Annotated in this window: 11 protein-coding genes; 2 read left to right on the forward strand and 9 right to left on the reverse strand. The window is 34.4% G+C overall.

From position 1 onward, the window contains the following. Positions 1 to 24: 24 nt before the first annotated feature. On the forward strand, positions 25 to 1,872 hold the full coding sequence (locus tag AC2S94_RS00215) for a hypothetical protein (protein ID WP_484629506.1): 1,848 nt from the start codon (positions 25 to 27) through the stop codon (positions 1,870 to 1,872). Here AC2S94_RS00215 and AC2S94_RS00220 read toward each other — a convergent pair. Continuing rightward, entirely contained in the window at positions 1,853 to 2,611 is a 759-nt protein-coding gene (locus tag AC2S94_RS00220; RefSeq protein ID WP_484629507.1) for a CDP-alcohol phosphatidyltransferase family protein, read from the reverse strand. The genes AC2S94_RS00215 and AC2S94_RS00220 overlap by 20 nt on opposite strands. Positions 2,612 to 2,761: 150 nt before the next feature. Here AC2S94_RS00220 and lnt point away from each other — a divergent pair, with 150 nt between their 5' ends. Next, a complete protein-coding gene (lnt, locus tag AC2S94_RS00225; protein WP_484629508.1) occupies positions 2,762 to 4,354 on the forward strand; it encodes an apolipoprotein N-acyltransferase in 1,593 nt (530 codons plus the stop codon). 5 nt (positions 4,355 to 4,359) lie between these two features. Here lnt and AC2S94_RS00230 read toward each other — a convergent pair whose 3' ends face one another. Genes AC2S94_RS00230 through AC2S94_RS00265 form a run of 8 tightly spaced genes read right to left on the reverse strand, consistent with a single transcriptional unit; the run spans position 4,360 to position 13,124 of the window. Next, entirely contained in the window at positions 4,360 to 5,754 is a 1,395-nt protein-coding gene (locus AC2S94_RS00230) for a sugar transferase (RefSeq protein ID WP_484629509.1), read from the reverse strand. Between the two features lie 36 nt (positions 5,755 to 5,790). Next, positions 5,791 to 6,798: a glycosyltransferase family 4 protein gene (locus AC2S94_RS00235; RefSeq protein WP_484629510.1), complete on the reverse strand. Its 1,008-nt coding sequence runs from the start codon at positions 6,796 to 6,798 to the stop codon at positions 5,791 to 5,793. Continuing rightward, a complete protein-coding gene (locus tag AC2S94_RS00240; RefSeq protein WP_484629511.1) occupies positions 6,798 to 7,811 on the reverse strand; it encodes a glycosyltransferase family 4 protein in 1,014 nt (337 codons plus the stop codon). Before AC2S94_RS00240 ends, AC2S94_RS00235 begins: the two co-directional genes overlap by 1 nt. After that, entirely contained in the window at positions 7,765 to 9,132 is a 1,368-nt protein-coding gene (locus tag AC2S94_RS00245; RefSeq protein ID WP_484629512.1) for an O-antigen ligase family protein, read from the reverse strand. The genes AC2S94_RS00240 and AC2S94_RS00245 overlap by 47 nt, the downstream gene beginning before the upstream one ends. Further along, positions 9,129 to 10,190, reverse strand: coding sequence for a glycosyltransferase (locus AC2S94_RS00250; protein WP_484629513.1), 1,062 nt, complete (start codon positions 10,188 to 10,190; stop codon positions 9,129 to 9,131). Before AC2S94_RS00250 ends, AC2S94_RS00245 begins: the two co-directional genes overlap by 4 nt. Next, positions 10,187 to 11,296, reverse strand: coding sequence for a glycosyltransferase (locus AC2S94_RS00255; RefSeq protein ID WP_484629514.1), 1,110 nt, complete (start codon positions 11,294 to 11,296; stop codon positions 10,187 to 10,189). Before AC2S94_RS00255 ends, AC2S94_RS00250 begins: the two co-directional genes overlap by 4 nt. Before the next feature lies 1 nt (position 11,297). Next, a complete protein-coding gene (locus AC2S94_RS00260) occupies positions 11,298 to 12,098 on the reverse strand; it encodes a class I SAM-dependent methyltransferase (RefSeq protein WP_484629515.1) in 801 nt (266 codons plus the stop codon). A gap of 18 nt (positions 12,099 to 12,116) precedes the next feature. Then, positions 12,117 to 13,124, reverse strand: coding sequence for a glycosyltransferase family 2 protein (locus AC2S94_RS00265; protein ID WP_484629516.1), 1,008 nt, complete (start codon positions 13,122 to 13,124; stop codon positions 12,117 to 12,119).

The raw sequence follows: 13,124 nt of genomic DNA on the forward strand, positions 1-13,124 counted from the left end.
TAACTTTAACTTCAAGGTTGTAAAATGAAATTCCTTTTTATCAATAAAGAAATTGACCTCAGGCTTGCAGGGGATTATGAAAAGTTAGAACATAGGAAAATTGGGGATTTCTCACTTTTAATAAATGACCCAAATACGATTTCTGAATCTGAAAATCTAACTGCTATCACAGATGGTTATTTAAGAGATTTTCAAAAGAAAGATTTAGAAATTCAAAAATCTTCAGCCATTAGTCACGTTTTTCATAATTGGCCGGTTTCGGATAATATCACAGGCACCTTTTCAACACTAATTTTTGATAAAATATCATCTGAAATAGTGATCACCTCAGATCTTTGTAATATTTATCCTCTATATCACCTGAGGATAGGAGATGACATTTATATTTCCAATAGCATTATTTTATTAGGAAGGTATTCTGAAGCAGAGTTAGATAATGCGGGAGTTTTTCAGAGAGCTGTCGGTCCAAATTTCAGCAATATTGGTTCAAGAACCATTTTAAAGAATTGTAAAAGATTATTACCGGGCGAGTGGATAAAATTCAATAATAAAAGAGAAGTAAAAGAGAAAAAGTATGATAATTCACTTTATGGCGAAATAGGATCAATTACTGATAACAAAAGCGACCTTGATAAATATTGGAAGCAATATAAAAAGGAGGTTTCTTTGGGACTTCAGGGTTTTAATAAAACTAATATCGCTCTAAGTGGTGGAATAGATAGCCGGGTCGCTCTAGGAGCAATACCTGATAACTATCAGATTCTTGCCAGAACTTTTGGAAATTCAGAAAATTATGAAAGTAAAGTTGCTAAAAAACTAGCACAAAAAAAAGGCGCAACACATAAGAGCTATTATTCACCTGATAAATATTTCCCAAAAACAGAAATTATTAAGAAGTATACATCACAAACAGAAGCGGTGAAGTTAAATTCTTGGTTAGAAATACTAGAAAATACGGATGGTGCAGCTAAAATTCCTTTAATATTAGGTGAATTATGCGAGGCTCTTCCTGCTAGGAATATTAAAAAATTTAGTTCAAGTAATTTTAGGAATAGGAATTTTTTCAAATACTATGTAAAAAAATCTTCCTTCGATTTTACAATTGCAAATCCTGAAAATTTTATTGAATGGAAAAATTTGAAACTACAACAAATTATCTCATGGCATGATGACAATTGGTTCCGAAAATTAGACCTCAATGAGTATAAAGATAAAATTATTAAAGCCACAATAAGAGACGCGAACGAAATTTTCGAAAGGGTTTCTGCCCACAAATTACCCTTCGCTGAATTATATGATGAATTATTTTCCTGGTTAACTTTCACTAGAATGGAACTGTCCCGGCAAGTAAATATTTGCAATGAAAAGTTCTACGCATTCAGTCCAGGCATGTCTTTACAAATGCTAAAAATGACTTCGAATATTCATCCTAACGATCGACTCTATTATCGATTCGCGAACAAATTATTAAGCAAAATACCTGATCTCAATAAATTCAAGAATATACCAACTAGTCAGATTCCTATAGTCCCTCAAAATTCTAATAATTTAATTAAAATTCCTGTTTGGGGCTTAAGATCGAAAATAGATGACTGGCTCGTAAAACGATTGATGAAAACGAAAAATGTTAATAAACGATATCGTTTATTTAAATCTATAAACTGGGTTAAAGTATATCAACAAGAAGATATGCTAAAGAACATTCACGATTATTATTCCAGAAATCATCTTTCAAAATCTTATTTTGAAACATATCATAAAGTTGCTCGTAGAAGAAAAGAATTAAAGAACTGGCCATTTGCAAATATGGATATCATTAGCGGCGCAACTTTAAATACAGAAATCGATTTAATTAAAAATTATCCTGAATAGCCATTCTGTTAGAAATAACCGAAAGAATTACGTAGAATAAAATTATCACCGGTATAGCGATAAATTTCAGCAATACGATCAACACAATACAACTGATTAGAAAAAAGTATCGCATTTTATTCTCCTTAAAGCCCCAATCAGAAAACTTCAAGGCAAATAACGGTAACTCTGCATTCAGCAAATAGCAACTTACCAAGGTTAATCCCACCAAAAACCATTCGTTCAATAATAATCCGGAAATAAACTGTCCTGGCTGATAAGTAAGAATTAGAGGAAGGCTTAAAATAAGTAAAGCGTTGGCCGGCGTTGGTAAACCTATAAAAGAATCGGTCTGGCGTTCATCAACATTAAATTTAGCCAGTCTGTAGGCCGATGCCAGAATGATCAACAAGCCTATCAGCGCAAAAGGCTTCATCTGAATATCAAATACGGAAGAATTCCAATCGGCTCCCACTCCACCACTTGCAGGCAATGCCTTAGTCAATAACTGGTACATTACAATTCCCGGCACTACTCCGCTTGTTACAACATCGGCAAGTGAATCCAATTGTAAGCCCACCTCACTTTTGACATTTAAAAGTCTTGCTGCAAGACCATCAAAAAAGTCAAAAAATATACCTGCAGCTACAAAAATTGCAGCAAGCACTAAATTTCCCTTTACCGCAAAAATAACGGCAACACTTCCACTAAATAGGTTTAGAAGTGTAATTAAATTAGGGATATGTCTTTTAATTCCCATTGGTTGGTTTTGTTAGTAGAACACTAAACTACTATTTTGAAATCAAAAACCTCCAAAAATAATGTTATTGTAAAGGCTATTTAATACTGAAACTTCAATCTTTGGTCAGTTCAACCAGAAGTTTCCTATTTTTGAAAAGATAAAAATTAAATGAAGAACTTTCTTTACGCTATACTAAGTGGAATTTTACTTGCCGTATCCTGGCCCACTTATGGATTTCCGCTTTTTATATTCTTTGCCTTTGCTCCATTATTACTCGCAGAATTTCGATTAAGAAATTATTCCAGCAATTGGGTAAAATTGAAGGTATTCGGTCATGCGTATCTAAGTTTCTTTATCTGGAATGTCATAACCACATATTGGGTTTCATACTCTACGCTATTTGGCGGAATCTTCGCCGTTCTAGCCAATTCTTTATTGATGTCCATTGTATTTCTACTATACCATATCGTGGCAAAAAGAACGGCCTTCACAGCTGCCTCAGCTTTTCTCGTAAGTATATGGATGGTATTTGAAAAAATTCACCTCAACTGGGATTTTTCATGGCCATGGCTTAATCTCGGAAATGTTTTTTCAGAATATATAAGCTGGGTTCAATGGTATGAATACACTGGAACTTTTGGAGGCACCTTATGGATCTGGCTGGCAAATATCGCAGTTTTTAAAACTATACTTCAGTATCAGGAATTTCGGGAAAGAGAAATTATTTATCGGTCACTTGTGAAAATTGGCTTGTTAATCATTATCCCTATTGCCTTGTCTTTAGGCTTGTATTATAGTTATAAGGAACCGGAGGAACAGATTAACGTGGTGATATTGCAGCCTAATATCAATCCTTATACTGAAAAATACAATACTACAGATACAAAAATCGGAAAGCTATTATTACAACTAAGTAAAAATTCAATTACCAATTCTACTAATCTTGTTATAGCTCCGGAAACTGTTTTCGCAGATGGTACTAGACTTTCTAATTTTGATAATTCTGAAGCTGTTTTTTTTGGAAGACAGATCAGTCGCCTCAAAAACGATATGAGTTTTTTGGGTGGCATCAGTTTGTATGAAAGGTTCAACGATCCAGAGAAGGTTAAAAAACAGACCAACCAGATTGGACCAATGGATTGGTACGATGATTATAACTCGGCATATCTTTCGAAAAACGGAGTAGATAGCACTCAATTATATCATAAATCGAAACTCGTAGTTGGGGTGGAAAACTTCCCTTATCAGAATATTCTAAAACCGATACTTGGGGATGTAATGATAGATCTTGGAGGGACAGTGGCAATGAAAACAACCCAGGAAAATCGCGAAGTTTTTAAGCTAAAAGACAGCATAAATACCGCACCGATAATTTGCTATGAATCTGTTTACGGAGAATATGTGACGGGCTATGTTGAAAATGATGCCAATTTCCTCAGTATAATTACCAATGACGCCTGGTGGGGAGAAACTCAAGGCCACAAGCAACACCTTAGTTACGCCAGATTGCGTGCAGTAGAAAATAGACGGTATGTTGCCAGAAGCGCTAATACCGGTATTTCCGCTATCATCAATGATCGCGGAGATATCATTAAAAAATTGGGTTATAATAAAAGAGGTACTATTTCAGGAAAAATCGGAACAAGAAAGAAAAAAACCTTTTATTCAAAATATGGTGATTTTATCCCTAGAATTGCGCAGTTTCTAGCGCTTTTTATTTTCTTGTTTTCTGTAGTAAAATATAAAAGAAACAGGACCTAGGTTTTTTACTGACCTCTAAAGAATATAACGGTGCTCAAGGTTTTAAGCAGAATACTAAGATCTAGAAAAATCCCTCTATGCTTGATATAGTAAAGATCATATTGAAGTTTCTCCAGGCTATCATCATAGCAATCACCGTAATTCGCCATCACCTGAGCCCAGCCAGTTAATCCGGGCTTAATAATATGCCTGGTTTCGTAAAATGGTATGAGGTTAGAAAGATCTTTTACAAACATTGGCCTTTCTGGTCTTGGGCCAATTAGGCTCATATCACCTTTCAAAACATTAAAAAATTGCGGAATCTCATCCAGACGAGAACGCCTCAGAAGCTTTCCAAATTTAGTAATTCTGTAGTCATTCTTTTGAGCGTATTGAGGTCCGGAAGCCTCTGCATCCTTCGTCATTGTACGCAATTTTAATATTTTGAAAATCACTCCGTTTTTTCCAACTCTTTCCTGTTGGTAAAACAACTTTCCACGGTTTGCAATTAAATTTCCAATAAGAATAAATGGAGTGATCAGGATGCCAAAAGCGATACCGAGTATTGAAACCAGAATATCAAAAATTCTAAAACTGAGAATATAAAATTTATTCTGGTTACTACGGCTAAATGGGAAATATTTATAAAAATCCTTATCAACGTTCTGCACTGGAATCCTTCTGGTCACTTCTTCATAAACTTGGGTGTAATCGCGAATAGGAAAACCTTTTTTAAGCAGCTCGCTTAACTGGTTATAAAGTGGTAACATCAACCCTTTCTGATACGCACTTGCAACCACGATTTCATTGATATGATTCTGTTTGATCGCTTGCTGGAGTTCCTCTACCTCAAATTGAAGTAAATCATCACGCTCCAAAACTGTCCTAATCTTAAGATCGGTATTTATGTAACCTACCACAAAATAGTTGGGATCAGATTTCTGAAGGGATTCTGCAATCAATTTAATATCGAATGAATCTCCTACTACAAGGACTCTTTTATAAAATCTTGGAGAGGAAATAAGACTAATATATAAGAAACGCCAGACCAATAATGCTCCCGCGACAGATAAAAAGAAGAATAAGATCTGCAATCGATTTTCTGGCAAACTAGGTGTCAAAAAAGGAGTTAACATGTAAAAGAGTACCGTTAAACTCGTTGTTAGAAGAACGTTTTTCAGAACGCTATCAAATTGATCTGCCTTCTGAAGATCATAGAGCTCAAAAATATTAGCGAAAAGATTCAGGTAGATTACAAATACAATCGTCCAGTTCCAGTTATCAGCATTAATGCGGAAATAATCAAATTTAAAGATGATGCCAACAACTGATAAGGTTAAAAGAACAGCAACAATGTCAAAAATCCTTAAAAGGATTTTACGTTCAGAAATCTCGAAATGGAAAAGGGGTTTCTGAGACATTGTAGTAGGTTTTCGGCCGGGTTAAATATATAATTTTTAACCTAGCAATTCTAGCCAAAGGGGTTTTACATTTTCCCAGGCAAAAGACTCAGCATGCTTTCTACCTGAAAAGCTAAGCTTTTTTGATAATTCAGGATTTTCAATCAACCGATTAACTGCTTTAGCCATTTCCATATAATTATTTGCTTCAACTAAAAGTCCATTTTCTTCATTGGAAATTAAATATGGAATTCCGCCAACATTAGTTGAAACAACCGGAAGACCAAGGGCCATAGCCTCAATGACGCTCACCGGAGTATTATCTATATTAGTAGTATTTATAAAAATATCGTAGTCCCTGGATAGAGAGATCCAATCCTTTTTATCGAGTTTACCGGTTAACTTGACTGGAAGTTTTTTCTTTTCCGCCAGAACTTTAAGCTTTTTAAGACTACCGTCCTTCTCCGGGCCAACCATACACAATTCTGTCTTAGGATATTTTTGCAAAATTTTTTCCAATACAAAAAGAGCCATTTCAGGATTATAAACCTCAGCAAAGCCTCGAACCCACAATAATTTAGGTTTTAGATATTCTCTATTTTTGAAAGAATATTGCGATATATCAATAAAATTAGGAATGATTGAAATATTGTCAAATTGAAAATTCTTCAATCTTTCCTTCAAAAATGATGAAGGAACAATATTCGCCTTTGCAGAACTGAACAATTTCAGAATTTTTTTATTCGAACTTCTAAAACGCTGATCTAATTTTCCACCGTGAAGAATGAATATGAAGGGAATATTTTTAAATTGACAGCATTTAGCACTTAAAACGGCGTACCAGAAATTTTTGGTGCTATATGTATCTATGATAACATTTTCAATTTTCCGCCTTAGCAGAATACTGCTTAGCATATGAAGGAGTCGGAAAGACTTAAATTTTATAGACGAAACAGCTTTTACCGAATATCCTGCTTTCTTAAGTAATGGAGGAATAGAATCAACGCTTGTTGGATTATTCCCATGTTTTTGAAGTTTATTACCTATATAAAGAATTGTTTTCATCAATTGAGAACACTAATCCATTGATCCTTTATTCTTTCCCAATCAAAAGTCTCTACCTTTTTCCGTGCATTTATACAAAGTTTTTTACCGATGTCTGGGTTTTCAATTATTCTTGTTATTTCTGAAACCATTTTATCTTCGGCTTCTTCGGGAACAAGAATTCCATCGAAATCATTTTCAATTAGCATAGGCATTCCACCCACATTCGTACTAACGATGGCTAAACCTAAACTCATGGCTTCTATCACACTAATTGGCGTATTATCTACTGAGGTAGTATTAATGAAAAAATCATAATTCTTAGATAATTGAGCCCATTGTTTTTTCTTGAGTTTCCCTGTAAATCTAACTTCGAGATCTCGTCTTTCAGCCATCTTTTTACACATAGCCATGGTTCCATCCTTTTCTGGACCTACCATGCATAAACTAGCATTCGGAAACTTATTTTGAAGTTTTGCTAATACATTTAAGGCCATGATTGGATTATACCTTCTTTGAAACCTTCTAACCCATAGTAATTTAGGTCGAAAATCAGCTCTTTTTGTGAAGGGATATTTATCAGATCTAATAGCATTGGGGATAATTTGTGTGTTATTAAATCCATAAGATTTAAAAACAGCATGTAAAAAATTAGAAGGAGCAATATTAACCTTGGACCTTCCAAAAAGGCTTTGACTAAGCTTTTTTGAATTTTCTAATCTTTCGGGCAAATTTCCACCATGTAAAATAGGAATATATTCGAGATTAAAAAACTCGCAGGTTTTTCCGACCAGATAAGCATAATAGAAGTTCATGGCTCCATAAGTATCGATTAAGACTATATCTGTGGTATCCTTATACTTTGCGATAAGTCCCAGCATCTCAGCCAGGCGTAAGGCCTTATTATTACGAGTAGAAGCTGTTTTAACCTTATATCCTTCTTTTTTTAGCATTTTACTGAAAAAAGAAATATAGGTGACCGTAAAACTATTGACCTGCAAATCGTTTCCTATGTATAGGATTCTTTTTTTCATCTACTATATATAATAAGGCAAGTCCATAAACAAATGCTGGTAGAGCTATCCTCATTGCCGAGTGATTTATAGTTAAAAACCAAAAGGCCACAAATGCTAGGAAATAATAATTATTTTTAAATTTAAACCAGAATACGAGTGGTACAAATATAAGTATCGCCAAAGCAACAATTCCTAAAATACCGTGCTCTGATAATAATCGACTAATTTCATTATGTGTGTTAATCCCTATGCCTAACTCCTCTTCCCGGTACTCCCGTCCTTTACCGACTCCAATACCGGTTAAAGGATGGTGATAAAATGCAGTTAGCTCAGTTTCAATAAGCTCAACTCTTCCAGTGGAAATATCTTCTTTTAGTTCACCCGCCGCATTTCTATTTGTATACCTATTTCCCAGCAATCCATTGGTTTGTGCATATGAATAAAACCAAATGCTAACAAAAATGAGGACCATGGATATTATCCGAAAATTCGTTCCCTCTATTTTCTTGGAATCCTGTTTGTAATAAAAGAAAATTAAAAAACATATAACACATACAAGTGCGGTAAAAACTCCACCTCTGGAAAAGGTAACCAGGGCTCGATACCCCATCAGAATAAGCAGAGAAATGTCAATTAAGTTTATCTTTTGGTTTCTAATAGTGAATAGTCTGGTACAGATAAGGAAACATCCAATTCCAAAAATCGTTGAGATCTGGTTCGGTCCAAATCCCCCGGTAGCGGCGTAATTACCTGAAAGGCTTATTCTTACTTCATCCATACTCGGAGTATAGAAATAGAGATATACCATTTGAGCTACAATAGGCATTAGCAACATGAGTAGTACTCTTTGAAAATCTTCCTTTTTGATTTTTTTATAATAGCAATACAGAGCTGAAATTCCTAGGCACACGGGACCGGAAATATTAAATGCTACCAATTTTCTAAAATCTGCATCATAACTTAATGTATAAGATGCATAAACAACACCGGGAAAAAGAATAAGCAAGTAAATCCAATATGGAACTGTTTTGGAACTGGCGCCCTTAAAAAACATTCCAACTAAAAGAAATAAAATAACGGCATATTTCCCAGTTTCATAAAAAAACAAGGCCCCAGTTTGCCGAAAGAAAACTTCTCCTCCCGCGATATAGGCAGCAGCCATTAGTGCTTCATTGCCTCTATTCTTTCTATCGAGGATAATAAAAAGAAATGAAGCAATTATCCCTAATAAAATCAACTTTGATAATGAAGGAATTAAAAAAATAAGAAAACCATAACCAAAATGTAGTAATAACATTTTGATATAAAACTGGTTATTGGTTTTATCGCTTCTTATCATATTTGTTTACAAAAAGATAAGTACTTAGGAATTACATACTCCTCCGAATATAATTGTTTTATTCTTTTTTGGACGTTTTGCGAATCCTCAATTAATTTTTTTTGGTCATTTATGTAAAAGGATATTGCTTTAGCAAGGTTATAAGGATCATTAGGTTTTACCGTAAGCCCGTAAGGGCCAATAACTTCTTTGCACTCTCCAACATCTGTAATAACAATTCCTAATCCAGCCCTGGCATATTCCAGTAAAGCCAGAGGTAAGCCTTCAGAGTTTGAAGAAAGAACTCCTATATCAGCCTCATATAAATAGGAGTTTAAATTTCTTTTTGCTCCATACCAGTAAACCGATAGTTCCGATTTAATTAGCTCCAGGATTCCCCTTGAATATTGATCCTTATTTTCCTTCCCGAATAAATGAAGAGATATATCACTATTCATCTGCTTCAAAATCCTGAATGCTTTTAGTAATGTTTTATGGTCTTTTTGCGGCCTGAGATTGGCCACACAAACTATATTGATTTTATAATTTCCTCGCAGTTTTATAGCTTCATCTTTCGTTTCAACTGGTTTAGCTATGAAATTATTTAAAAATAACACATTATCACATATAAGGTTATTCTCAGACCATTCCTTAAGTCTTAAATTTACTGAAAGTATACCGTCAAAATTCTTCGAAAAATGTTTTAGTAGAACTTTATTTCTTTTATTTAAAAATTCACTGTTTCCATAATGATCGTGCCATATGAGTTTAAAATTTAATCCTGATTTTTTACAGAGTACAGCGAAAAACCATGAGGAACCGTGAGCCTGAACAATATCAATTTTGTGACTTTTAATCACCCTTTTCAATCGATTTAGGGCTTTCAAATCAACAACACTTTTCTTTTTAATAAAATGAACATGTACCCTTTCCTCTAGCTCATCTTCTAAAATTCCAATTTCCCGCGTTACACATATATGAGACTCGACATCATATTGTAATAAGCCGTTAGCATAGTTTATTGCGACTCGCTCAGCACCTCCAGGATGTAGAGTGTCTATAAGCTGAAGGATCTTCATAAAATTTTTCTGATTTCCTGTTCAAATTTTTCAATGGTATACTTTTGAGACCAATCCTTTGCATTCTTTGAAATTGCTCCAAGCATTTTTGGATTATCCAGATAGCGAGAAATCTCATCTACAGAAGATTTAATTTCCGGCTTGATCAGAATTCCACGTTCTCCTTCTCCTAACATCCAGGATAAACAGGATATTTCTGTCGCTATAGGCACACAACCAAAATACATAGCTTCAGCAATAGCCTTAGGCCATCCTTCACTTTTTGATGGTAGAATTGAAAAATGAGCTAACTTATAGGCTTCTTTCAGGTTTTCTGGAGGCTGATTCCCAAATAATTTAATACTATCCCTGAGATTGTTTCTGGTTACATATGCTTGAAGTTCATTTTTTAGTATACCGTTTCCATAAATATCCATCTCTACATCAAAGCCTTTCCTTTTTAATTCCTCGATTAATTTAATGGCTAAAAATGGACGTTTACCTTCAACTAATGATCCGGCGAATATGAATTTAAAAGGTGAATCAAAAGATTTTTCAATCTCTATCTGCTCTTTTTGAGTATATGAGGCTGTAAAAAAGGGAATTATATTTGTACTCTGATTTTGCCATTCCCCATATACAAGAACCTTCGTATTCCGGGTTAGAAAAGTATTTGAAATAAGCCATTTCTGAAGCCGGTAACTTCTTGGTTGTTCACTTCCCGGAGCCCAGTTCCCGGCATATTTGATAGTCTTCGGTTTATCCGGAAATAAAATTTGGGTCAAAGATGCCAGAAGTCCAATATTTCCGGGGCAACGAATATGAATATGGTCTGCCTTCTTCATTTCCTGAAATACTTTTCTAACCACCGTGATTGAATTGAAAAAACTCTTTAGAAATAATTTTTTGTTTTTGAAATGCAGCTTAGGTAAAGGATCTAGTTTTATATTATTTTGGATATAAGGGGCATCAATAGCATAAGGTTTTTCATGAGACAATGGACCTAGAACACATATTTCCTCAAAATGAGAATTCCAGAGATTCATTTCTTTAACATAAGGTGTATAAGAATATAATTTATTTTTATAAATTTTATGTTCTGCATGAGTAAATATTGAAAATCTCATACTATTCAGTTTTATTCTGCAATAGCATAGTTAGGTGCATGCAACGAAATAAATGAGTATTGGATAACTTTGACTTTTTCCAATCTTCCTTATGCCATTTTCTACCAATGTCATTTTTTTTATCCTCTGAAATGGGTAAGAAATTCATTAGAAAAATCCATTTAGATTTTCCAAACACTGCCCTTCGGTCTAAAATGTCAAATTCTTTTTCATATTTATTGAACACCCTTTTTGTAAATGGCCATTCCCAATCCTTGTCAGATTGAAATGGTCTATATAGTGTACGAGCGAATTTTATTGGGAAGCTAGTTTCCAGAGGATCATAACTTACAATTCTACCACTGAGTCTTAATTTTCCTTTTAATTTCGCTATTAACTCATCGGTGTCTTTAAAATGATGAAGAACTCCATAAGCATAAATTAGATCAAAATCCTTTTCTTTAAATTCTTCAGAAAGAAAATCTATTGCCCTGGCTTCAGCATTTGGAAGGTTTGAAATTCTTCTTTTCAAACTTTCAATCGCTGGTGAACTTAAATCAATTCCTAAATAAGATTTAGAATTTTCGGCTAAATAATATGATAATGAATTCCCGGCATAGCATCCCAGGTCCAGAACTTTAGAATCAGACAGATCTCCTAGCCAGTTTTTATGAAGTTCATATATCTGAGCTTCGGCTCCTATATTTTTTCTGATATTTCTAAAAAGACCGTTCCTGAGCGAATACCATATTTTGGTTGCTTTATTCTTTTTGAAGTTCTGGTAGAACTCCGCCTGTCTCTCATTTACAGTCTTTTTCGTCAAGAATATGGTTTTTTCTGATTAAGATTTATGAAATGACAAAAGCATCCAGGTTTTAATCCTTCCCAAAGCATCCTGTCTGGCTCCATTCTCTCGGTCTAAAATATCATTTTTAAATCGAATTACCAGAAGTAAGAGAGTGATTAAATTCCATTTTAGAATTGCATTTAATCCTGGATTGGGGTTCTTTATCTTCCAAACATAATGACCATTTCTTACTACCATTGTTCCGTATCTAAAGTAGTCAGGTCTTCCCGATTCATGATGAAAATGATAAACCCTGGCAGATGTATTTACATATAAATCACCATGTTTTGAAGCTCTCAGGCAAAAGTCCATATCTTCATAAAGTCCATATCCTTCAAAATAATCAGAGAAGTTAACTTTTTCGAATAAAGATCTACGGTAGGAAGAGACTCCACCCATAAAAAATTCTACGGGATAGATCTTTCCTGAAGGTGGTAAAAATCCGGTCGAAAAACCATGGGAGAATTCAGGCATAAACCCAGGTGGTTTGTTAGACAGTAAACCTAGCCGTTTCCTAAGAACATTTCGACTTCCGAGTTTTCTAACATAACCATCAAACACAAACTCATCATAATTTGCTTTATAAGTATCAGCAGTCTCTCTCCATGCTTCCTCATCTACAATTGCTCCACCTACGGCAACAGCATCCGGCTGGAGTTTATATGTATTGATCAGATTTTTAAAATAATCGTTTTCCAAAACTATGTCATCGTCCAGGAAGCAAATTATTTCTGATGATGGACTAACCTTTTTTATTCCGAAATTGCGTTGTTTGGTCAATCCTTTATTTGCTTCATCAACCTTGTGATAAATTAAAGATCTGTAGCTTTTTGCAGATAATAGTCTTTTGGTTTTTTCATCTTCGGAAGCATCAACAATCAGGATTTCATTAGGGTAGAGACTCTGAGACACTACCGAATCAATCAATTGTAAGACAGATTCAGCTCTGCGATAGGTACAGACAATCAGACTAAACTTAAAATTATCCTGTAAATCTCTCAT

This window comes from Christiangramia pacifica (assembly GCF_057221535.1).